The sequence below is a fragment of the Oscillibacter sp. genome (genome assembly GCF_032018205.1).
In the GTDB taxonomy this organism is placed as follows: domain Bacteria; phylum Bacillota; class Clostridia; order Oscillospirales; family Oscillospiraceae; genus Oscillibacter.
In genome coordinates this window covers 53,410-75,914 of sequence record NZ_DALZOY010000002.1, presented here as the reverse complement: position 1 = coordinate 75,914, position 22,505 = coordinate 53,410, and the positions used below count along the sequence as shown (strand labels likewise).

At 58.1% G+C, this 22,505-nt stretch carries 16 protein-coding genes and 2 pseudogenes; 17 read left to right on the top strand and 1 reads right to left on the bottom strand.

Annotation, left to right across the window (positions count from 1 at the left end; translation table 11 throughout):
* From RTU96_RS01815 to leuS, 11 genes and pseudogenes are all read left to right on the top strand, one after another.
* Positions 1–1,455, top strand: a pseudogene (locus RTU96_RS01815) (chromosome segregation protein SMC); the annotation flags it as partial.
* Positions 1,456–1,468: 13 nt separating this feature from the next.
* Positions 1,469–1,705 (top strand): hypothetical protein, encoded by a 237-nt coding sequence (locus RTU96_RS01810; protein WP_294855801.1) that lies wholly within the window; start codon positions 1,469–1,471, stop codon positions 1,703–1,705.
* A gap of 19 nt (positions 1,706–1,724) precedes the next feature.
* Positions 1,725–2,603, top strand: coding sequence for a signal recognition particle-docking protein FtsY (gene ftsY, locus RTU96_RS01805; RefSeq protein ID WP_312634628.1), 879 nt, complete (start codon positions 1,725–1,727; stop codon positions 2,601–2,603).
* A 12-nt stretch (positions 2,604–2,615) separates the two neighbouring features.
* Positions 2,616–2,873 carry a hypothetical protein gene (locus RTU96_RS01800; RefSeq protein ID WP_312634627.1) on the top strand — a complete coding sequence of 86 codons (258 nt, stop codon included), beginning with the start codon at positions 2,616–2,618 and terminating at the stop codon, positions 2,871–2,873.
* Between the two features lie 12 nt (positions 2,874–2,885).
* Positions 2,886–3,602, top strand: a complete 717-nt coding sequence (gene rph / locus RTU96_RS01795) for a ribonuclease PH (RefSeq protein WP_312634626.1) — start codon at positions 2,886–2,888, stop codon at positions 3,600–3,602.
* 2 nt (positions 3,603–3,604) lie between these two features.
* Positions 3,605–4,204, top strand: a complete 600-nt coding sequence (gene rdgB, locus RTU96_RS01790; RefSeq protein ID WP_312634625.1) for an RdgB/HAM1 family non-canonical purine NTP pyrophosphatase — start codon at positions 3,605–3,607, stop codon at positions 4,202–4,204.
* Positions 4,205–4,364: 160 nt separating this feature from the next.
* Positions 4,365–4,697, top strand: a complete 333-nt coding sequence (locus tag RTU96_RS01785) for a YhbY family RNA-binding protein (RefSeq protein ID WP_293010617.1) — start codon at positions 4,365–4,367, stop codon at positions 4,695–4,697.
* 28 nt (positions 4,698–4,725) lie between these two features.
* A complete protein-coding gene (gene yqeK, locus RTU96_RS01780) occupies positions 4,726–5,919 on the top strand; it encodes a bis(5'-nucleosyl)-tetraphosphatase (symmetrical) YqeK (protein ID WP_312634623.1) in 1,194 nt (397 codons plus the stop codon).
* Between the two features lie 10 nt (positions 5,920–5,929).
* Positions 5,930–7,510 carry an LCP family protein gene (locus RTU96_RS01775; RefSeq protein ID WP_312634622.1) on the top strand — a complete coding sequence of 527 codons (1,581 nt, stop codon included), beginning with the start codon at positions 5,930–5,932 and terminating at the stop codon, positions 7,508–7,510.
* An 84-nt stretch (positions 7,511–7,594) separates the two neighbouring features.
* Positions 7,595–7,954, top strand: a complete 360-nt coding sequence (gene rsfS, locus RTU96_RS01770) for a ribosome silencing factor (RefSeq protein ID WP_312634621.1) — start codon at positions 7,595–7,597, stop codon at positions 7,952–7,954.
* Between the two features lie 419 nt (positions 7,955–8,373).
* Positions 8,374–10,800: a leucine--tRNA ligase gene (leuS, locus tag RTU96_RS01765; protein WP_312634620.1), complete on the top strand. Its 2,427-nt coding sequence runs from the start codon at positions 8,374–8,376 to the stop codon at positions 10,798–10,800.
* A 496-nt stretch (positions 10,801–11,296) separates the two neighbouring features.
* On the opposite strand, the gene RTU96_RS01760 is transcribed toward leuS, so the two are convergent.
* The gene (locus RTU96_RS01760; RefSeq protein WP_312634619.1) at positions 11,297–11,830 is read right to left on the bottom strand and encodes a hypothetical protein; all 534 of its coding nucleotides are present in this window, start codon (positions 11,828–11,830) and stop codon (positions 11,297–11,299) included.
* Between the two features lie 473 nt (positions 11,831–12,303).
* Between RTU96_RS01760 and ychF the strand changes: the two genes are divergently transcribed.
* The 6 genes and pseudogenes from ychF to RTU96_RS01730 form a co-directional block, all read left to right on the top strand.
* On the top strand, positions 12,304–13,413 hold the full coding sequence (gene ychF / locus RTU96_RS01755; RefSeq protein ID WP_312634618.1) for a redox-regulated ATPase YchF: 1,110 nt from the start codon (positions 12,304–12,306) through the stop codon (positions 13,411–13,413).
* A 150-nt stretch (positions 13,414–13,563) separates the two neighbouring features.
* Positions 13,564–15,693, top strand: a complete 2,130-nt coding sequence (locus RTU96_RS01750) for a methyl-accepting chemotaxis protein (RefSeq protein WP_312634616.1) — start codon at positions 13,564–13,566, stop codon at positions 15,691–15,693.
* 241 nt (positions 15,694–15,934) lie between these two features.
* Positions 15,935–17,245 (top strand): D-serine ammonia-lyase, encoded by a 1,311-nt coding sequence (locus RTU96_RS01745; protein WP_312634614.1) that lies wholly within the window; start codon positions 15,935–15,937, stop codon positions 17,243–17,245.
* Positions 17,246–17,521: 276 nt separating this feature from the next.
* Positions 17,522–17,707: a hypothetical protein gene (locus tag RTU96_RS01740; RefSeq protein WP_294855775.1), complete on the top strand. Its 186-nt coding sequence runs from the start codon at positions 17,522–17,524 to the stop codon at positions 17,705–17,707.
* A 348-nt stretch (positions 17,708–18,055) separates the two neighbouring features.
* Positions 18,056–21,775, top strand: a complete 3,720-nt coding sequence (gene rpoB, locus RTU96_RS01735; protein ID WP_312634613.1) for a DNA-directed RNA polymerase subunit beta — start codon at positions 18,056–18,058, stop codon at positions 21,773–21,775.
* Between the two features lie 67 nt (positions 21,776–21,842).
* Positions 21,843–22,505, top strand: a pseudogene (locus RTU96_RS01730) (DNA-directed RNA polymerase subunit beta'); the annotation flags it as partial.

Here is a 22,505-nt window from a genome sequence, read left to right as displayed (position 1 = left end):
CGGGAGCTGGAAAAGGCCCGGTACGAGCTGGAGACGGCGCAGGGCCAGCAGCGGGCGGCGGAGGACGAGGTCCTTCGTCTGGAGGGGCGGCAGAGCCACTTTGACATCCTGCTGCAAAGCTTGCGCGCAAGCCTTGAAAATCTGGAGGGCGAGTGCGAGGCCCTTTCCGGCCGTCTGGCGGAGTGCGACAGCCGGGGGGCAAAGGCGGCGGCGGATATTGCCGCCGCAGAGGCGGAGGCCGCGGCCCTACGGGCCAAGGCGGACGAGCAGCTTTCCGGGCAGACGGAGCTTTTGGCCCGTGCGGGAGAGTTGAGCGAATCGGTGAGCGCACGGAAGTCCCATCTTGCCGCCCTGCGGGCGGAGCGGGAGGGCGCGGCCCTCCGTGAAGAGGACTTGCAGACATTGAAAAACGACCTGTCCGGTGACCGCTCTGTACGGGAGGAGACGCTGGATGCGGGCCGGGCGGCCATTGCCCGGGCGGAGGAGGAAATCGCCGCAAGACAGGCCCGTGCGCAGGCCCTGCACGGACAGGGACAGGCCCTGCGGGACCGCCTTGGGACGCTGGACCGGGAAAAAATCGCGCTGGAAGCGGAACGTACCGCCAAGAGCCGCGCCGGGCAGGAGATGAACGAGCATCTGCTGGATTTGGAGCGCACCGCCAGCCGTCTGGAACAGAAAATGGCCACCGGCGCGTTGGAGGAAAAGCAGATTCTGGACCGCTTGTGGGAACACTATGAGCTGAGCCATTCCGACGCGCAGGCCCAGCGGGTGGAGTTGGAGAGCCGCTCGAAAGCCAATCGCCGCATCGGGGAGCTGAAGCGGGAGATTTCCGGGCTGGGAACGCCCAACATCGGGGCCATCGAGGAATTTGACCGGGTGAACACCCGCTATACCTACCTCAGCGAACAGCGGGACGACGTGGAGAAAGCCGGAGGTGAAATCCGGGGCGTGATTGAAGAGTTGACCCGCGAGATGACCGGGATTTTCTCTCAGCAGTTTAAGCTTTTAAGCGAGAGCTTTCAGTCCACCTTTGTGGATTTGTTCGGCGGCGGACAGGCCACGCTGGAGCTGGAGGACGAGAACGATATTTTAAACTGCGGTATCGAAATCAAGGCCCAGCCGCCGGGGAAAACTTTAAAAACTATTTCCCTTCTCTCCGGCGGAGAGAAGGCGTTTGTGGCTATCGCGCTGTATTTTTCCATTCTGAAGGTCCATCCCACGCCATTTTGCGTCATGGACGAGATCGAGGCGGCGCTGGACGACGCCAACGTCACGCGGTACGCCCGGTATATGCGCACCCTTGCGGGGAAGACGCAGTTTATCGTCATTACCCACCGCAGGGGAACCATGGAGGAGGCCGATGTACTGTATGGCGTAACCATGCAGGAGCAGGGTGTAAGCAAAATCCTGACCATCAATCTCAACGACATGGCCAAGGAATTGAACATCAAATGAGGAGGGGCAGACGATGTCCGCTAAAAAGAAAAATCTGCTGGTAATTGTAGTTGCTGTGCTGGGATGCACCGTACTTCTGGTGGGAGGATCGCTGGATAACGATCCGTTGAAGTCTGCCGGTGTGGTGCTGGTGTTGTCCACTCTGGTGCTGGAAATTATTTTTCTCCGCTGCCCCAATTGCAGGCGGTGGCTGGGACGGAAATTCCGGCCCGGAAAGCACTGCCCCCACTGCGGTGAAATCATTGAATAAATTTTAAAGGACGGGTACTATGGGCTTTTTCAGCAAACTGAAAAAAATCTGGCAGGAGGATATCACCGGCTATGCCATTTCTCCCGATGACGAGGCGTTCTTCGACGATTTGGAGGAAAGCCTCATTCTGGCGGATTTGGGTGTGGACACCGCCGCCGAGGCGGTGGAGCGGCTCCGGTCCAAAATGAAGCGGGAGGGCGTTTCCGGCGAAACGGCGGTGCGCGCCGCCCTGCGGGAGATTCTGGCGGAGATGCTGAACGTGGGCGATGCTGCGCTCAATCTGGAAGAGAAGCCCGCTGTGGTGCTGTTCATCGGCGTGAACGGCGTGGGGAAGACCACCTCCATCGGCAAGCTGGGCCACCGCATGAAGACCGAGGGCAAGCGGGTTCTTTTCTGCGCGGCGGACACCTTCCGCGCCGCTGCCGCCGACCAGCTTCAAATCTGGGCGGAGCGGGCAGAATGCGAACTGGTGCGCGCCAAGGAGGGCGCAGACCCGGGCGCGGTGCTGTTTGACGCACTTTCCGCCGCCAAGGCGCGGAATGTGGACGCGGTGCTGTGCGATACCGCCGGACGGCTTCACAATAAGGAAAACCTGATGAAAGAGCTGGCAAAGCTCTCCAAAATTATTGATCGGGAGTGCCCCGGCGCCAGCCGCGAAACGCTTTTGGTGCTGGATGCCACCACCGGGCAAAACGGCCTGATTCAGGCGAGGGGCTTCCGGGATACGGCGGGGCTTACCGGCATCGTCCTCACCAAGCTGGACGGAACCGCCAAGGGCGGCATTGTCATCGCCATCGCAAGAGAGCTGGGCGTGCCTGTGAAATTCGTGGGTCTGGGCGAGGGGATTGACGACCTGCGCCCATTTGACGCGAAGGAATACGTGGAGGCTATTATCTAAGGAGGAATCTCCGTGATTACGATTTTTAACCGCCAGGAGCTGATTACCCTTGCGTCTACGGAAAAATTTTTTAATGTAAGGGAGGCGCTGTCCGCCGCCGGAATTTCGAACCACATCAAAATCAGAGGCAGCGGGGCGGGCTGGTCCAGCCGGGAACGGGGAATTCCAGGAATGCGGCAGGATGCCATGTATACCTACACGGTTTACGTTCATCGGGACGACTATGATAAAGCGGCGGCGGCCATGCAGACGGCGCTGCGGAACGGATAAAGGAGAACAGCCATGACCAGAATCGACGGACGGGCCTTTGATATGCTGCGGCCTGTGACCATTACCACGGATTTTGTGGAGTTTCCGGAAGGGAGCTGCCTGATTACCTGTGGGAATACAAAGGTGCTTTGCTGCGCCAGCGTGGAGGAGCGGGCGCCGTTCCATGTGCCGGAGGGGACCGGCTGGGTGACGGCGGAATACAGCATGCTTCCCCGTGCCAACCGGGATCGCTCCAAACGAGATATTTCCAAGCTGAAGCTCTCTCCCCGCAGCGCGGAAATCCAGCGGCTGGTGGGCCGGTCCCTCCGGGCCGCGGTGGATATGACCAAGCTGGGCGAGCGGACCATCACCGTGGACTGCGACGTGCTTCAGGGCGACGGCGGAACCCGTACGGCCAGCGTCACGGGCGGCTACGTGGCCCTTGCGCTTGCGGTGCGCAAATTGATGAAGGAGGGCACGCTCAGGCAGAACCCTCTGAAAACCTCTGTGGCGGCGGTGTCCGCCGGAATCGTGGGGGACCGGCTGCTGCTGGATCTGTGCTACGAGGAGGATTCGGCCGCGCAGGTGGATTTGAACTGCGTGATGACCGGGGACGGGGCGCTGGTGGAAGTGCAGGGCACCGGCGAGGGCCGGGCCTTTACCATAGAAGAACAGCGGAAGCTGGTGGACCTTTGCGCCAAGGGAATCCGGGAGCTTGGGGCCATGCAGCAGGCCGCGCTGGGAGGATAAATATGGAACAGGCGAAGTTTGTGCTGGCGACCCAAAACCCGGGTAAGCTGCGGGAAATGGCTGCCATTTTGGAAATCTTAGGGGTGGACGTGGTCAGCCCCGCCGAGCTGGGGCTGCATGTGGACGTGGAGGAAACAGGGGAAACCTTCGCGGGAAATGCCATGCTCAAGGCAAAGGCCGTGTGCGCGGCGGCGGGCCTGCCCGCCATCGCGGACGATTCGGGGCTGTGCGTGGACGCACTAAACGGCGGCCCGGGGGTTTACTCTGCCCGGTACGGCGGGCCGGAGCTGGATGATCGAGGGCGGTATCTGCTGCTTTTGAACTCCATGCGGGGCGTGCCCACCCGCTCGGCCCACTTTGAAACCGCCGTGGCCTGTGCGTTTCCCAGCGGGGATACCCTGACGGCGGCGGGCCGGTGCGACGGGGCGATTGCCTTTGCCCCCATCGGAGACGGCGGCTTTGGCTATGACCCGGTGTTTTTGGTGCCGGAAAAGGCCAAGACCTTCGGACAGATGACGGATGCGGAAAAAGCCGAAGTTTCCCACCGGGGCAAGGCTCTGCGGGCATTTGCCGAAGAGTTGAGGGTGTTCCTCGGAAAGTGAGAACTCGGCGGCCCGTGTGGGAAAAAGATATGAGGACATCACGAGCGGTAGCTGGCGCTTTAAAAAAGATTTGCGGAAATTCGGGAAACTTATTGACAAATTCCCGCGTCTGACATAGAAATATAAAAATCAAGTTATAAGGGGAGATTATCTTAAATTTATGGAACTGACAAGCAAACAGCGTGCGCAATTGCGCGGCATGGCAAATACCATTGATACGATTTTGCACATTGGCAAGGAAGGTGTCACCGAGGCGGTTATCCAGCAGGCAAATGAAGCGCTGGAAGCGCGGGAGCTGGTGAAGGGTCGGGTTTTGGAAAATTCCTTGCTCACCGCGCGGGAAGCCTGCGACCAGTTGACGTTACCCACCCGCAGCGAGCCGGTGCAGGTGATCGGGAGCAAATTCGTGCTCTACCGGGAAACCCACTCCAAGCCTAAGGACAAGCGGATTGCGCTGGTGAAGGACAAGCCCCGCAGGGAGCGCAAGGCTTGATTTTGAGGACGCAAGGGGGGGAGAGCGCATGCGGATCGGCATTTACGGCGGGACCTTTAACCCGCCTCATTTAGGCCATATCACGGCGGCGCGGGCGGTGTTTGAGCTGCTGAAACTGGATAAGCTTCTTCTGATACCCGACAGTCTCCCGCCCCACAAGCCCTTGCCTCCCGGCAGCCCCACGGCGGAGCAGCGCTTGGAGCTGACGCGCCTTGCGGGAGAGCAGACGGGGCTTGGCGACAGAGTGGAGACGCTGGATCTTGAGCTGCGCCGGGGCGGAACCAGCTACACTGCGGACACGCTGGAGGCCGTCCGGGCGCTGTATCCGGACGACGAGCTGTGGCTTTTGATGGGGACGGATATGTTTTTGACGCTTCACCTCTGGCACGAGCCGGAGCGTATTCTGGCCATTGCCGGAATCGCGGCCTTCGGCCGGTCGGAAGCGGACACGGAGGAGCTGTTTGCCCCCCAGCGGGAGCACCTTTACCGCGCGTATCCCTCCGCCCGCATTTTTACCCTCACAGTTCCTGGTGTGGTGGACATTTCCTCCACGGACCTGCGGGACAAGCTGGCGCAGGGCGACGGAAGCCAGTATCTTGCTCCGGCAGTATACGGCCTGATTCTGAGGGACAAGCTGTATGGGACAAACGAAAATTTGCGGGAGCTGAGCCTTGATCAGCTCCGGCCCGCGGCGCTGAGCTATCTGAACCACAGCCGCATTCCCCATGTGCTGGGCACGGAGCAGGCGGCCATTCGTCTGGCTCTGCGGTATGGCGCGGATGTTCACAAGGCCCGGGTGGCGGCCCTGCTGCACGACTGCACAAAAAAACTGGGGATGGAGCGGCAGTCGGCTCTTTGCAGGCAGTACGGCATCCCCATGGACGAACTGGAGCGCAAAGCGCTGAAGCTGCTTCACGCCAAGACCGGCGCGGCGATTGCACGGGACGTGTTCGGCGTGGACGATGAGATTTACACCGCTATTTTCTGGCATACTACCGGCCACGCGGAGATGACGCTTCTTGAAAAGATCATGTATCTGGCGGATTACATCGAACCCACCCGCAGCTTTCCCGGCGTGGACGCGCTGCGCGCGGCCTGCGACGAGGATTTGGACAAGGGATTGCTGCTGGGTCTCACCATGACAGTTCAAGAAATGCGCGAGATGGGAAATCCCGTCCACACCGCCACGCTGGAGGCAGTGGAGTATCTGAAAGGAAACTGAAAGGCAAACGATGAACGAGAAAAAGAAAGGCCCGGGTGGGCGGAGGGAAGAGCAGGCCAGCCCCGGAAAAACGGAACGAAAAGCGAAAAGGCGCCGCCTGACGGGGACGCAGAGAGGCTTGATCGCGCTGGCGTGTGTGCTGGCGGCGGTGCTGTCGGTGACGCTGGCCTATCGGGCGGTGTTTGTCAAGCCCGAGCTGCACCAGAAGGAGGACTCGTCCTCCTCTCAGGAGGAAGATGACGACTATGGCGAGGGGATGCGTCCCCGCAGTGACGGGACCCGCAAAAGCAAGGATTATTACACGGTTCTGGTGATGGGCCGGGACACCGGCGGCGGCGGCAACACGGACACCATGATGCTGGCCAGCTACGATGTGACGAACCAGAAGCTGACCGTGATGAACATTCCACGGGACACCATGGTAAACGTGTCCTGGGACATTAAGCGCATCAACTCCGTATACAATTACTACGGAGGAGGCGACAAGGGCGTCAAAAAGGTCTATCAGGAAATCTCCCAGCTCGTTGGCTTTGAGCCGGACTATCAGGTGATTATCGAGTGGGATGCGGTGGGCAAGCTTGTGGACGCCATCGGCGGGGTCCAATTCGACGTACCCCGGAATATGAACTATGAAGACCCCTATCAGGATTTGTCTATTCATATCCAAAAGGGCGATCAGCTGCTGAACGGCGAGCAGGCCATGGGCGTCATCCGCTACCGTCACGATAACAATATGAAATACGGCTATGCCGATGGGGATCTGGGCCGTATCAAAACCCAGCAGGCGTTTTTGAAGGCGGTGATCGAGCAGCTTTTGCAGGTGAAAAATGTGGGGAAGATCAACCAGTTCTCCAAAATTTTTCAGGAGAACGTGGAAACCGATCTCAGCGTGCAGAATCTGTTCTGGTTTGGAAAGTCCGCCATCATGGGCGGACTGAGCATGGAGAATGTGGAGTTTGTCACCATGCCAAATACCATGAAATCCTGTTATAGCCCCTCGGTCAGCAGACAGGTGGGAAAGAACAACTGGCAGTCCTATGTGGTGCCCAACGCCAAGGAGCTTCTGGATTTGGTGAACAACAGCCTCAGTCCCTTTACGGAGGTATTTACCCTCAAGGATCTGGACATTATGAGCGTGAATGCCGACGGCTCCGTCAGTTCTTCTACCGGCCATGTGGAGGATGCCAGAGCCGCAAAGACCCCGGTGCTTCTCTATGGCCAAAAGACCGATACGAAAGAACCTGAGCAGTCGGTGACGGATGGGGACGGAAATCCCGTCGATCCGGAGACGGGTCTGCCCGTTACGCCGGAGGGCGGAACCGGAACGACGACCCCGGGGACAACCACGCCCGGGACCACCGATCCGGGCACGACTACCCCTGGCACTACAACGCCCGGCACCACCGACCCGGGCACGACTACCCCCGGCACCACCACTCCCGGTACGACGGACCCGGGAACGACGACGCCCGGGACCACCGATCCGGGCGGTTCAAGCTCGTCCGGGTCCGGCACTCAGACCGACCCGTCTGGCGAAGGGGTGTTTGTCCCGCCAGAGGTCACCGAAGTGCCGTCTGGGCTGGCCGAGTGACACGGGGCAAGAGCGATTGGCGGCCCCACAAGCAAACAAAAACGCCGCGTTTTCAGGCGGCTCCAATTTGAAAGGAAGAGATGCATGACACCAAAGGAAATTGCGATCAGTGCCGTTTCGGCGCTGGACGAGAAAAAGGGCGGGGAAATTTCCGCCATTGAGATTGCCGATCTGACCACGCTGGCAGATTATTTCGTCATCGCCACCGGTACCTCCAACACCCAGATCAACGCACTGTGCGACGCGGTGGAGAAGCGGTTGAAGGAACAGGGGGAGACGCCCCTGCGCCGGGAGGGCTATCGGGACGGAACATGGGTGCTGCTGGATTACGGCTGCGTGACTGTGCATGTGTTTTCTCAGGAGGCCCGGGAATTTTATGATTTGGAGCGCCTGTGGCGGGACGGCAAGCGGCTGGACCTGACGGAGGTTTTGACCCGGGACTGAGCCGCCTTCGGGAGGAATGCGGATTTTCCTTGACAAAAAGGGAAAACCCCCGTAAAATAGCGGTGTTCAAAAACGTTGATGGGATAAAAGACGGGTTTTTCTGCCTCAGAGAGCCGGCGGCTGGTGCGAGCCGGTGGAGAAGGTCCGTGGATAACTGGTCCCGGAGTTTCCTGCCTGAAGAAAAGTAAGGCGGGGCGGGCGGCCCCGTTACAGGCTGATGGTCCGAGAGGGCGCGGGCGGGTTTGCGGCGTTGGCCGGAATTCCGGGCTGCCGCCGTTTGGACCTGAGAGGGCCGACCGGGCGACCGGCGGCTGAATCAGGGTGGTATCGCGTCACAACGCCCCTGACCGCTGCGGTCAGGGGCGTATTTTTTTCGTTGCCCGACCGGGGCAAACATCAGAAAGGAACGGTCTTGTAAAATGAAGTATGATTTTACCGGCATTGAAAAAAAGTGGCAGGAGCGATGGCTGGCGGAAAAGCCTTTCGCCGCCGTCAACGGCGACACCTCTAAGCCCAAGTTCTACGGACTGATTGAGTTCCCCTATCCCTCCGGGCAGGGGCTTCATGTGGGCCACCCCCGGCCCTATACCGCCATGGATATCATCTGCCGCAAAAAGCGGATGCAGGGCTATAACGTGTTGTTCCCCATCGGGTTTGACGCATTTGGTCTGCCCACGGAGAACTACGCCATTAAAATGCATATCCACCCCCGGAAAGTGACGGAGGACAACATTGCCAATTTCCGCAGCCAGATTCAGTCCCTTGGCTACTCCTTCGACTGGGATCGGGAGGTGGACACCACCGACCCGAAATACTACAAGTGGACCCAGTGGATTTTCCTCCAGATGTTTAAAAAGGGGCTTGCCTATAAGTCCACCATGCCCGTCAACTGGTGCACCTCCTGCAAGTGCGTGCTGGCCAACGAAGAGGTGGTTGAGGGTGTGTGCGAACGCTGCGGCAGCGCCGTGGTCCGTAAGGAGAAGAGCCAGTGGATGCTGAAAATCACCGAATATGCCCAGCGTCTGATCGACGATCTGGACGATGTGGACTATATCGAGCGAGTGAAAATCCAGCAGCGCAACTGGATTGGCCGGTCCGAGGGCACGGAGGTGGACTTCACCGCCGACAACGGAGATAAGCTGACGGTATACACCACCCGGTGCGACACGCTGTTCGGCGTGACTTATATGGTCCTCTCTCCGGAGCATGAGTATCTCAAGAAGTGGAAGAGCCAGATCAAAAACTGGGACGAGGTTGCGGCCTATATGGACGCGGCGGCCCGCAAGTCCGATCTGGAGCGCACGGAGCTGAACAAGGAGAAAACAGGCGTGCGGCTGGAGGGTATTTCCGCCGTCCACCCTGTCACCGGCGATAAAATTCCCGTGTTCGTCTCCGACTACGTGCTGATCACCTACGGAACCGGCATCGTCATGGGCGTGCCGGGTCACGACCAGCGCGACTGGGAGTTTGCGACAAAGTTCAACCTTCCCATCGTGGAAGTGGTCCGGGGCGGCGACATTACGAAAGAAGCCTTCGCCCTGAAGGATGACACCGGCATCATGGTGAACTCCGGCTTCTTGGACGGGATGACCGTGAAGGAGGCCATCCCCGCCATGAAGGACTGGCTGGTGGAAAAGGGCATTGGTCAGGCCAAGACCAACTTCAAGCTGCGGGACTGGGTGTTTTCCCGCCAGCGGTATTGGGGCGAGCCGATCCCCATGGTGAACTGCGAAAAGTGCGGCTGGGTTCCCCTGCCGGAAGAGCAGCTTCCTCTGGTGCTGCCCAACGTGGAGAATTACGAGCCGACGGAGGACGGCGAAAGCCCCCTCTCCGCCATGACCGACTGGGTGGCAACCACCTGCCCCCACTGCGGCGGCCCCGCCCGGCGGGAGACGGACACCATGCCCCAGTGGGCCGGGTCAAGCTGGTATTTTCTGCGGTATATGGACCCCCACAATGAAAACGCGCTGGCCTCCAAGGAAGCGCTGGACTATTGGTCCCCGGTGGACTGGTACAACGGCGGCATGGAGCATACCACGCTTCACCTGCTGTACAGCAGGTTCTGGCACAAGTTCCTCTACGACATCGGCGTGGTCCCCACCAAGGAGCCCTATCAGAAGCGTACCAGCCACGGTATGATCTTGGGCGAGGGCGGCGAGAAAATGTCCAAGTCCCGGGGCAACGTGGTGAATCCCAACGACATTGTGGAGCAGTACGGCGCGGACACCATGCGTCTGCACATCATGTTCATCGGCGACTTTGAAAAGGCCGTCTCCTGGTCCAACGAGGCAGTGAAGGGCTCCAAGCGATTCTTGGATAGGGTGTGGAATCTGGCGGAGTCCGCCTCTGACAGCTATGAAGTGACCCCCGCCAACGAGTCGATGATCCACAAAACCATCAAGAAGGTGACGGAGGACATCGACGAGCTGAAGATGAACACCGCCATCTCCACCATGATGACCTTGGTGAACGAGTTCTACGCCAACGGCGCCAGCCGGGGTGATATGAAATATCTGCTGCTGCTGCTCAGCCCCTTTGCGCCCCATATCACGGAGGAGTTGTGGGAGAGTCTGGGCTTTGCCGGGATGACGGGCGATATGGCATGTCGGCAGCCGTGGCCCGCCTTTGACGAGAGCAAAACCGCCGCCGCCACCGTGGAGATGGCGGTGCAGGTGGGCGGCAAGCTGAAGGGCACCGTGGTGCTCCCCGCCGACTGCGGCGAGGAGGCGGTGAAAACCGCGGCGTTGGAAGTGGAGAAGGTTCAAAAGGCCGTGGAGGGCATGGAGATTGTCAAGACCATCTACGTGAAAAACCGCCTGATTAACCTGATTGTAAAGCCGCGCTAAGCCCAGCGGAGCATTTGCGCACGGAGGTGTACCCGTGTATCTCGTTGGCGGCTTGCCCCGTCTGAAATAAAGCAACGGCAAGCGCCTGCGTTGCAGGCGCTTGCCAACCGGTATACTCCCAGAGGCTGGTTATATATTTACATGAAAACAGCTTTTTCAGTTGACATAATCTGATTATTGGCGAATGCGACAATACAGTTTAAAGTTAAAATTCCCCCACGGATAAATTGCTGTTAATTCATCCGTGGGGGGATACTATTACATTGTCGCTACAATAAAAAGTCAAGGGCAGCCAAAATCAGCAAAAAAATTCCTAAAATTTTTACATGCAGTTGTTTTTGTGAGTAACCCGTATATATTGCATATAATCCGAGGGTACCATATGAGATTAGATGGATCACACTGCTTGTAAATGCATCGACTTTCATAAACAATTTAATCCATATATTAAGTATTAGTATTATCCATAAAAATGCACGAAATATTTTTTTTGCCATTACAATTCTTCTGTTCGATCTGAATCCGCATAAAAGTGAAACTCTGCTTTGGTTTGTGGTCTGCTACCACCCTGATCAATATCGTAGTAAGAGATTTTGGTATAGTAGATATTATCTAGGTCCCTACCTACAACAACACCAGCAATCGCAACAGCGGCCCCCCATGGAGCACTAGCCAATGCAATAATTGCACCTGCAATAACAGAGGCATCTCTCACATCAACCCCGATCACTCCATCATATCTCGCATATTCAACCCAAGCAAGGGGGGAGGGAGAACTTTGATCAGTGTTGACCTTTTCGCCGTTGATAGTAAGATCGCCTGTACCCTTATCATAAACTATGATATAGTCTTTTCCTTTCGATGTTGTTTTGACAATGTTTTGTTGATTGTCACTGCTGAGGTAGTATGTAACAAGTTCATCATTTATTTTAAGTGTAACAACCTGCTCATTTGTGCTTGCAAACGCTGGAACGCACAGCGTCAGGCACATCACCAGCGCCAGAGCCAAACTCATCATTTTCCGTTTCATGTGATACCTCTTTTCTCATTTTGTAAAAAATTTGCGGAACAGAGATATTGCGAAATAGTTGCTGCGAATTTACTGCATCGGACTGCTCCTTTCGCGCCCGCGGAGACGTGGGATCGCCGGTTTTCGATTCCCTACATACTATTTAGACGTTAGAATACCCGGAGGCGTTACAATATTTTCCAGATTTCCCATTTTAAAATTTGTAACAACCTGAAAGTTTAAGTCGTCGTGGAAAATATACGGATACTGTTTAGAAGTTTTGAAGAAAGCGGCACATGATGCGGAAGCGTAATGGCCAAATTGGATGTTGACCAGAGGTTCGGGTCTCCCGATAGAAGGAAATAAATTGGCACGGGCCCGATTTACGGTGCCCAGGCCGTGATTAGATATTGAGAATTTTGTTAAAAAGTTGAAAAAAATTTGTATTTTGGAAAAATAAATGTTACAATATAACAAATGTGGAGGGTTCTTTCATGAAATTAGGTATCGTGGGCCTGCCCAACGTGGGCAAGAGCACCTTATTCAACGCCATCACCAACGCGGGCGCGGAGTGCGCCAACTATCCCTTCTGCACCATCGAGCCCAATGTGGGCGTGGTGGCCGTGCCGGACGAGCGGCTGGACGATTTGGCCCGGATTTATGAGCCGGATAAGAAAACCCCCGCCGTGGTGGAATTTGTGGACATTGCGGGGCTGGTGAAGGGCGCAAGTCAGGGCGCGGGCCTTGGCAATAAATTTTTGGCCAACATTCGGGAGACGGACGCTATCGTCCACGTGGTTCGCTGCTTTGATGACGAAAACATCATGCACGTGGTGGCGGACGCGGGGACCAATGTGCCGGTGGACCCGCTGGGCGACATCGGGACCATTGATCTGGAGCTGGTAATGGCGGACCTTGATATGGTAAACCGCCGCGCGGAAAAGGCCGCCAAGGCGGCCAAGGGCGACAAGAAGTTTCTGCGGGAGGAGGCGGTGTTCCGGGCTTTGGCGGCGCATCTGGACGCGGGCAAACCCGCCCGTACGTATGACTGCGAGCCGGACGAGCTGGCGATGATCGCCACCGCTGACCTTTTGAGCCTGAAGCCTGTGATTTACGCAGCCAACACCGACGAGGCGGGCTTTACCAAGCTGGAGGAAAACAAGTATTATCAGCAGGTGAAGGCCCTTGCCGATGCAGAGGGCAGTCAGGTGCTGCCCATCTGCGCCCGGATGGAGCAGGACATCGCGGAGCTGGAGGGCGAGGAGAAGGAGCTGTTTCTAGAGGAGCTGGGCGTGGAGGAGTCCGGGTTGGATCGGCTGATCAAGTGCTCCTATTCACTTTTGGGCCTGATTTCCTTTTTGACCTACGGAAAGGACGAGTGCCGTGCCTGGACGATTAAGAAGGGTACAAAGGCGCCTCAGGCCGCCGGAAAAATCCACACCGATATCGAGCGCGGCTTTATCCGCGCTGAGGTCATCGCCTACGAGGACATGGTGAACTGCGGCGGAGTCAATCAGGCCAAAGAGAAGGGCCTTTTGCGCAGCGAGGGCAAGGACTATGTAGTTCGGGACGGGGACATGATTTATTTCCGCTTCAACGTGTAAATTTCCCACGGGGCCGGATGCAGAAACTTTCCGGACCGCGCGGGAGAAAAGCGCTTTTTCATACATGCGGCCCGTTTTATGGCGGGCGGCAGCTTTGTAAGTCCACCGCTGTGCGGCTTAGATAGAAAGAGTAGAAAGAGGAGAGTGCTTATGAAACGAGCGGTAAAGAAGAAAGAAAAATCCGGCGGGCGAATGAACAAACAGGGAAAACGGCAGAGCACAATCCGAAAGGAACTGATGCTGGAAATCTGTATTCTGGCGGCGATTCCCATTGTTCTGCTGGGAGCGCTTACCTCATTTTTAATTTTCAGCAGCACGCAGGACACCTTGGAGCAGACCATGGAGCAAATTTCCGACGCGGCCGCTGACAAGGTGCAGGCGGAGCTGGAGGCGATTAAAAACGTGGCGATGGAAACCGGCTATGTGGCCCGGCTGTCCGACGACTCCCTTACAAAGGAGGAGAAGCAGGCCATCATCGACCAGCGGGCCAAGGCGCATGGCTATCAGCGGGGCAATGTGCTGAATCTGGACGGAAAGAGTCTTTTGGACGGAGTCAACTATTCCGACCGGGAGTATTTCAAGCAGGCAAAGGCTGGCAAGACATGGGTTTCCGACCCACTGGTCAGCAAGAAGACCGGGGCCATGACCGTGGTTGTCGCCGCGCCCATCTGGCAGGACGGCATTGCCGGCAGCTTGGTGACCGGCGTGGTGTATTTCGTTCCCAATGAAACGTTTCTCAATGATATTGTGTCCGAAATTCAAGTCAGCGAAAACGGAGGCGCCTATATGCTGAATAAGCATGGCACCGCCATCGCTGATCAGAACATGGACGTTGTAGTCAGTCAGAGAAATACCGCCGAGGAGGCTAAGACGGATGCTTCCCTTGCGGCGCTGGCCGAACTGGAGACAAAGATGACGGAAGGCGGGGCCGGGTTTGGACAGTACACCTATAACGGCGTGACCAAACTTCTGGCCTATGCGCCCATTGAAGACTCCGACGGCTGGAGCCTTGCCATCAGCGCGCCGGTGAACGATTTTATGGACTCCACCTTCCGGGCGATTTTTATTACCATCGCGCTGATTGCGCTGACGATCGTGGGGGCTGTGGTGGTTGCCCTTCGGCTGTCCAAGCGGATTGGCGACCCCGTGGCAAAATGCACCCGGCGGCTGGAGCTGCTGGCGCAGGGCGATTTGTCGTCGCCGGTTCCGGAGGTTCGCAGCCGGAATGAGACAGAACGTCTGGCAGAGGCTACGTCCTCCATCACCCAGACTATTTCGGGTATTATCGGGGACTTTGAACAGGGACTGAGCGGCATTGCCCATGGCGATTTGACGGTTTCCACCGCCAATGCCGCACTGTATCAGGGCGATTATGCGGCGCTGCGCTCCTCTTTGGAAGACATGATTTTGCGTATGACCCAGACCATGCGCCAAATCGGGCTGTCCGCGGATCAGGTGGCGCTTGGCAGCGAGCAGGTGGCCGCGGGTGCACAGGCGTTGAGTCAGGGCGCCACCGAGCAGGCGTCCTCCGTGGAGGAACTGGCCGCCACCGTGACAGAGGTTTCGATCCAGATCGGCGATACCTCCAAAAACGCGGAGGTGGCCCGCCGCAAAGTGGATGAGACGGGGACGGCGATGCAGGCGTGCGACCGGCAGATGAAGGACATGGTTTCCGCCATGGACGAAATCAGTGAAAACTCCAAGCAGATTGGCCGCATCATCAAGACCATCGAGGACATTGCGTTCCAGACGAACATTCTGGCTCTGAACGCCGCCGTGGAAGCCGCCAGAGCTGGAGAGGCGGGCAAGGGCTTTGCGGTGGTGGCGGACGAGGTGCGCAACCTCGCCGGGAAATCCGCCGCCGCATCCAAGGACACTGCTACGCTGATTGAGGCCGCGGTGCAGTCCGTCGCCAAGGGCACCGGCATTGCGGACACCACAGCCGCAAATCTGGATGCGGCGGCCGTCAGCTCCCGGGCCACGGCGGAGATGGTGGAGAAAATCGCGGACGCCGCGCAGCAGCAGGCTGCCGCCATTGCCCAAATCTCTCAGGGAATCGACCAGATTTCCGGCGTTGTGCAAAACAACTCCGCCACCAGCGAAGAGAGCGCGGCTTCCAGCGAGGAGATGTCCGCTCAGGCGCAGACACTGCGGGAGCTGGTGGGCCAGTTTAAGCTGAGGGAGGAGGCGGTTGTCTCCCTTCCGGCTGCTATGAGCAGGGAAGAGCTTCCGACGGCGCCTGCAAGCGCCCCGTCCCCCTCTTTTGCGGGAAAATATTAGGACAGAAAACGGCCCCTGCGCAACAAGCGCGGGGGCCGTTTTGTAAAAATGATTTACGCTTCCCTTGGAAAATGGGGTATGCTATAATGACGGGAGAGAAACCTTCGGAGCTGCCATGTGCCACCCAAAGAATATTCGGGGACTGCGCGGGCGGAAGGAAACAACAAATTTCATACAGGAGGGTGACGGATGAACAAGCTGGTTGAGCGGGCGCGGCCCTGTCTGCGGGGGAGGGACCCATATGAACGCCGCTTGGAGAGAGGACCCGGCGCTGCGGGACGTGCTGGCGGCAGCGGAAACCTGTTGGATTAACCCTGAAAAGAAGCCCTTTGCCGCCGTGGCGGACGGACTTCCCGTGAAGCCGGGCGAGGTGGACGACGCGGCGGACAGGCTGGACCGTTTCGCGCCGCTGCTGCGCCAGCTGTTTCCAGAGACAGAAGCGGACGGCGGGCGGATTGAGTCGCCCCTGCGGGAGCTGCCCGCCCTGCGGGAAAAGCTGAGCTGGCGGGAGCGGGTTCCGGAAGGACGGCTGTTTTTAAAGCTGGACAGCGAGCTGGCGGTGGCTGGCTCGGTCAAGGCACGGGGCGGGATTTACGAGGTGCTTAAGCACACGGAGGAGCTGGCCTTGGAGGCCGGACTGCTTCGCCCGAACGATGATTATGCGGGCCTTGCCCGACAGCGGGATTTTTTTGCAAAATACACTGTGCAGGTGGGTTCCACGGGAAATCTGGGTCTTTCCATCGGCATCATGGCCGCCGCGTTGGGCTATCGGGCGGTGGTGCACATGTCGGCCGACGCGCGGCAGTGGAAGAAGGACTTGCTGCGGCAAAAGGGCGTGGACGTGCGGGAGTATGACGGGGACTATGGCAAGGCCGTGGAGCAGGGGCGCGCCCTGTCCGATGCAGACCCGATGAGCTACTTTGTGGATGATGAGCACTCCAAAAGCCTGTTTCTGGGTTATGCTGTGGCTGCTCGGAGGCTTGCGGAGCAGCTTGCGGCCCAGAATGTGACCGTGGACGACGGGCATCCCCTGTTTGTCACCGTTCCCTGCGGCGTGGGCGGCGCGCCGGGGGGCGTGGCCTACGGACTGAAGCTGTTGTACGGAGACAATGTCCATGTGTTCTTCGCGGAGCCGGTCCAGTGCCCCTGTATGCTGCTGGGACTTGCAACGGGGGAAAAGGACGGCGTATGCGTACAGGATGCGGGCCTCACCGGCGTGACAGAGGCGGACGGACTGGCGGTGGCCCGTCCGTCGAAGCTGGTGTGCGACGTGATGGAGCAAACCCTCTCCGGGGAGTTCACCGTGGCGGACGGGAGGCTGTACGACGATCTGCGGGCGCTCCACGCAGCAGAGAAGCTTTTTATCGAGCCATCTGCCTGCGCGGCCTTTGCGGGATATCGGGGTCTTACTCAGTTCCCGGCGGCGCAGAGCTATCTGAAGGTCCACGGACTTACTGGGAAGCTGGAGAACGCGTCTCACATTCTCTGGGCCACCGGGGGACGGCTGGTGCCCGCGCTTACGCGGAAGGAGTATCTGGCAAAGCGATTGTAAGACGGCGGGAAGGCATGCCGATGGGTGTTGCCGTGCCGATTTGGCGCGCTGTCTGCGCCGCGCCCTATGTCGCCCTGCACAGAAGACTTTCATTCAAAAGAGAGACAGATGGGCGGCTTCAGTGAAAGTTGACAAAAAGTTCAGCAAAACCCTCCCACAGAAAAGAATTGTGAGGCGCCGCACTTGTAATATTTTCCCCGCTGGTGTATCATAATTAAGGCAGTTCAGGGTTCATTGATGAAGCAGTCAAAAGCACCCGTAAAAGGAGGACACGATATGAGTAAAACCGCACGCATGGTGATGAAAATTGTGGGAGCAAGTCTGGCTCTGGCGGCGTTCGTCTGCCTGCTGATCGGCGGCTGGCACGATCTCAGCGTGGGATACAGCGGCCTGAAAAAGCGGATGGATCAGCGCTTTGGCAGCGAATACGACGATTACAACGACGAGCAGCTCTACTCCTGAGAAAACGGGCCGCCCTTGGTAAAAGGGCGGCCCGTTTTTGCCTTTTTGAAGGATTTTCCAGCCGTGCTGGGTGAAAATGCCGCAGAAACACCCTTAAAATAGAAAAACCGCCTTGACAGGCGGAGATAAAAATGATATAATGAGGTGCTTTATGGACAGCACAGATACCACCCCATTCTTATTTACTGTTATTAAGATAGCATAGTTCCTATAAAAAAGCAAGAGCGAGCAATGAAATTTTAACAACCTACCCGGGTGTGTCGATTTAATTGCCCGCTTACAACTTAAAGTCCTCTTCCCGGTCGGACAGGGCCGGAGGAGCGGACAGAAAGGCTGCGTGAATCAGAGATGTCCAAAGACAAGTATTACGGAAAGACCCTTCGTAAGAACTTCGCCCGGTACGAAGAAGTCATGCCTGTGCCCAACCTGCTGGAGATTCAGAAGAAGTCTTACCAGTGGTTCTGGGACGAGGGCCTGCGGGAAGTTTTCGCCGACGTAGGCTCCATCGCCGACTATCAGGGAAATCTGGAGCTGACCTTCATCGACTATAAGATGGACGAGGCCCCCAAGTACAATGTGGAGGAGTGCAAGGCGCGCGACGCCACGTACGCTGCCCCCCTGAAAGTGACGGTCCGCCTGCGCAACAAGGAGACGGAGGAAATCAAGGAGCAGGAGATCTTCATGGGAGATTTCCCCTTGATGACCCACGGCGGCACCTTCGTCATCAACGGGGCGGAGCGGGTTGTGGTTTCGCAGATTGTCCGCTCTCCCGGCGTGTACTATGGCAAGGAGATTGACCTCAAGACCGATCTTCCCATTCTCAGCGCCACCGTAATTCCCTATCGGGGCGCGTGGCTGGAGTATGAGACGGACGCAAACGAGTGCTTCTGGGTCCGGATTGACAAAAACCGGAAGCTGCCTGTCACCTGCCTGCTGCGTTCTCTCGGAATGAAGACCGACGCGGAGATTCTCGCCCGGTTCGGGGACGATCCCCGTATTTTGGCGACCCTTGAAAAGGACCCCTGCAAGACCTATGAAGAGGCCATGCTGGAGATTTACCGCAAGCTTCGTCCCGGCGAGCCCCCCACGGTGGAGGCTTGCGTGACGCTGATGAACAATCTGTTCTTCGATCCCCGGCGCTACGATCTGTCCATCGTGGGCCGGTATAAGTTCAATAAAAAGCTGTGCCTGTGGCCCAGGGTGACCGGATACAAGCTGGCCCTGCCTGTGGCGGACCCCTCCACCGGAGAAATCCTGTTTGAGGACGGACACCTGCTCACTGCGGAGGAGGCCAAACGGCTGGACGCTTGCGGCGTCAGCGAGGTCAGCATCATTGCCGAAGGCGAGCCTATGAAGGTTTATGGAAACGGCATGTGCGACCTGCGGCACTTTGTGGACTTTGACCCTCTGACCGAGTGCAAGATCAAGGAGCGGGTGCGGTACAGCGTACTTCAGGAGTTGCTGGGCCAATACTCCGGCGAGGAGCTGAAGGAGCAGATTCGTCTCCATCGGGATGCGCTGGTTCCCAAGCACATCAATATCGACGATATCCTCACCTCCATTAACTATATGAACTGCCTTGCCCGGAATGTGTCCAACCGGGACGACATCGACCATCTGGGCAACCGCCGCCTGCGGTGCGTGGGCGAACTGCTGCAAAATCAATTCCGCATCGGCTTCAGCCGGATGGAGCGGGTAATTCGTGAGCGTATGACCATTCAGGACATGGACATCGTCACGCCCCAAAGCCTCATCAACATCCGGCCCGTCACCGCCGCCATTAAGGAGTTCTTTGGCTCCAGCCCCCTCAGCCAGTTCATGGACCAGACGAACCCTCTGGCGGAGCTGACCCACAAGCGCCGTCTTTCCGCCCTCGGCCCCGGCGGCCTGAGCCGCGAGCGCGCCAACATGGAAGTCCGTGACGTGCATTACAGCCACTATGGCCGTATGTGCCCCATTGAGACGCCGGAAGGTCCCAACATCGGCCTGATCTCTTATCTCTCCACCTATGCCCGCATCAATGAATACGGCTTTATTGAGGCCCCCTACCGCGCGGTGGACAAAGAGAGCTTCCACGTGGCGAGGGATATCACCTATATGACCGCCGACGAGGAAGACAACTACATCGTCGGTCAGGCCGCCGAGCCTCTGGATGAGGACGGCTGCCTTATCAATACGCGTATCACCGCACGGCACCGGGACGAAATCGTGGAGGTAGACCGGGAGCGGGTGGACTATATCGACGTGTCCCCCCGAATGATGGTTTCCATCGCAACGGCCATGATTCCCTTCCTGCCCAACGATGACGCGAACCGCGCCCTCATGGGCGCAAACATGCAGCGGCAGGCTGTGCCTCTGCTTAAGCCCCACGCTCCCATTGTCGGTACCGGCATGGAGCACAAAATCTGCATTGACTCCGAGGTGGCGGTGCTGGCGGAGGGCGACGGCGTGGTCGCGTCCATGGATGCCCGGCATGTCGCCGTGAAGTACGACTCCGGCGAGACGAAGGACTATAAGCTGGTGAAGTTCCTCCGTTCCAACCACACCACCTGCATCAACCAGCGCCCCATCGTGGATGTGGGCGAGCGGGTCCACGGTCCCGGGTTTGACGCCGATGGCAGGGAGATCACGCCCAGCGTTCTGGCGGACGGCCCCGCCACCGAGCAGGGTGAAATCGCGCTGGGCCAGAACATTCTGGTTGGCTTCATGACTTGGGAAGGCTATAACTACGAGGATGCGGTGCTGCTTAACGAGCGGCTGGTCCGGGAGGATATGTACACCTCCATCCACATCGAGGAATTTGAAATCGACTCCCGGGATACCAAGCTTGGTCCCGAGGAGATTACCCGCGACATCCCCAACGTGGGCGAGGACGCGCTGAAGGATCTGGACGAAAACGGCATCATCCGCATCGGCGCGGAGGTTCATGCCGGCGACATTCTGGTGGGTAAGGTCACGCCCAAGGGCGAGACGGACCTCACCGCTGAGGAGCGGCTCCTGCGGGCCATTTTCGGCGAAAAGGCCCGCGAGGTCCGGGACACCTCACTGAAGGTGCCCCACGGCGAAACCGGCATCGTGGTGGACGCGAAGGTCTTCACCCGCGAGGCGGGCGACGAGCTGGGGCCGGGCGTGAATCAGGTGGTTCGCGTGTACGTGGCCCAGCGCCGCAAGATTCAGGTGGGCGACAAGATGGCTGGACGCCACGGCAACAAGGGCGTGGTTTCCCGGGTTCTGCCGCAGGAGGATATGCCCTTTATGCCCGACGGTACGCCGCTGGACATTGTGCTGAACCCTCTGGGCGTGCCCTCCCGTATGAACATCGGGCAGGTGCTGGAGGTCCATTTGGGCTATGCCGCCCATGCGCTTGGCTGCAAGGTGGCCACCCCCATTTTCGACGGAGCCGACGAAGGCGACATCACCGATATGCTTCAGCAGGCGGGGCTGGACCCCGAGGGCAAAAGCGTGCTGATCGACGGACGGACCGGCGAGCCTTTTGACAATAAGGTCACCGTGGGCTATGTGTACTTCCTGAAGCTCCATCATCTGGTGGACGACAAGATTCACGCCCGGTCCACTGGTCCTTACTCTCTGGTGACGCAGCAGCCTTTGGGCGGCAAGGCCCAGTTCGGCGGCCAGCGCTTCGGCGAGATGGAAATGTGGGCGCTTGAGGCCTATGGCGCGGCATATACCCTGCGTGAAATGCTCACCGTCAAGTCCGATGACGTGACGGGCCGTGTGAAGACCTACGAGGCCATTGTCAAGGGCCACAACGTTCCCGAGCCCGGCGTGCCGGAGGCGTTTAAGGTGTTGGTGAAGGAGCTGCAGTCTCTGTGCCTGGATATCCGGGTGCTGGACGAGAACGGCAACCAGATCGAGCTGAAGGAAGACGAGGACGCCATGGATACCTTTAACCTGGCCCGCATGGACGCCGAGGACGAGCGCCACCACGCCGTGGTGGAGGAGACGGAGTTCCAGGAGTCCGGGTTTGACATCGAGGAGGCTCCCGAAGATGCCGGTGCAGACGCAGGCATTGATGGGGGCGAAGACGCCGGGTTTGACGACGAGTGATTCAGAGCTTGAGCGATACCCACACGGAAGAACTCAACATTTCTGAATCATGATAGGAGGAAACCAAATGATTGACACTGCTACCGGCAACAATGTTGCTTTTGACGCTATTAAGATCGGCATGGCCTCTCCCGAACAGATTATCGATTGGTCTTACGGCGAGGTCAAAAAGCCTGAGACGATCAACTATCGTACCTTAAAGCCCGAGCGGGACGGCCTGTTCTGCGAAAAGATTTTCGGGCCCACCAAGGACTGGGAGTGCCACTGCGGCAAGTATAAGAAAATCCGCTACAAGGGCAAGGTCTGCGACCGCTGCGGCGTGGAAGTCACCCGGGCCAAGGTGCGCCGGGAGCGCATGGGCCACATCGAGCTGGCTACCCCCGTCTCCCATATCTGGTATTTCAAGGGCATTCCCTCCCGGATGGGCCTGCTGCTGGACATCAGCCCCCGGATTCTGGAAAAGGTCCTGTATTTTGCCAATTATATTGTCACCGATCCCGGCGAAACTCCCCTGATGCGCAATCAGATTCTCTCCGAGAAGGAGTACCGGGACTACCGGGAGAAGTATGAGGACGATTTCCACGCCGGAATGGGCGCGGAAGCCGTGAAAAAGCTGCTTCAGGACGTGAATCTGGATCAGCTCTCCCAGCAGCTCCACACCGAGCTGAAGGACGCTTCCGGCCAGAAAAAGGCCCGGATTGTCAAGCGGCTGGAGGTTGTGGACGCCTTC

Coding starts and splice junctions, on each gene's coding strand:
- RTU96_RS01810 (WP_294855801.1), top strand. CDS start 1,469: ATGTCCGCTAAAAAGAAAAATCTGCTGGTAATTGTAGTTGCTGTGCTG.
- ftsY (WP_312634628.1), top strand. CDS start 1,725: ATGGGCTTTTTCAGCAAACTGAAAAAAATCTGGCAGGAGGATATCACC.
- rph (WP_312634626.1), top strand. CDS start 2,886: ATGACCAGAATCGACGGACGGGCCTTTGATATGCTGCGGCCTGTGACC.
- rdgB (WP_312634625.1), top strand. CDS start 3,605: ATGGAACAGGCGAAGTTTGTGCTGGCGACCCAAAACCCGGGTAAGCTG.
- RTU96_RS01785 (WP_293010617.1), top strand. CDS start 4,365: ATGGAACTGACAAGCAAACAGCGTGCGCAATTGCGCGGCATGGCAAAT.
- yqeK (WP_312634623.1), top strand. CDS start 4,726: ATGCGGATCGGCATTTACGGCGGGACCTTTAACCCGCCTCATTTAGGC.
- RTU96_RS01775 (WP_312634622.1), top strand. CDS start 5,930: ATGAACGAGAAAAAGAAAGGCCCGGGTGGGCGGAGGGAAGAGCAGGCC.
- rsfS (WP_312634621.1), top strand. CDS start 7,595: ATGACACCAAAGGAAATTGCGATCAGTGCCGTTTCGGCGCTGGACGAG.
- leuS (WP_312634620.1), top strand. CDS start 8,374: ATGAAGTATGATTTTACCGGCATTGAAAAAAAGTGGCAGGAGCGATGG.
- RTU96_RS01760 (WP_312634619.1), bottom strand. CDS start 11,830: ATGAAACGGAAAATGATGAGTTTGGCTCTGGCGCTGGTGATGTGCCTG.
- ychF (WP_312634618.1), top strand. CDS start 12,304: ATGAAATTAGGTATCGTGGGCCTGCCCAACGTGGGCAAGAGCACCTTA.
- RTU96_RS01750 (WP_312634616.1), top strand. CDS start 13,564: ATGAAACGAGCGGTAAAGAAGAAAGAAAAATCCGGCGGGCGAATGAAC.
- RTU96_RS01745 (WP_312634614.1), top strand. CDS start 15,935: ATGAACGCCGCTTGGAGAGAGGACCCGGCGCTGCGGGACGTGCTGGCG.
- RTU96_RS01740 (WP_294855775.1), top strand. CDS start 17,522: ATGAGTAAAACCGCACGCATGGTGATGAAAATTGTGGGAGCAAGTCTG.
- rpoB (WP_312634613.1), top strand. CDS start 18,056: ATGTCCAAAGACAAGTATTACGGAAAGACCCTTCGTAAGAACTTCGCC.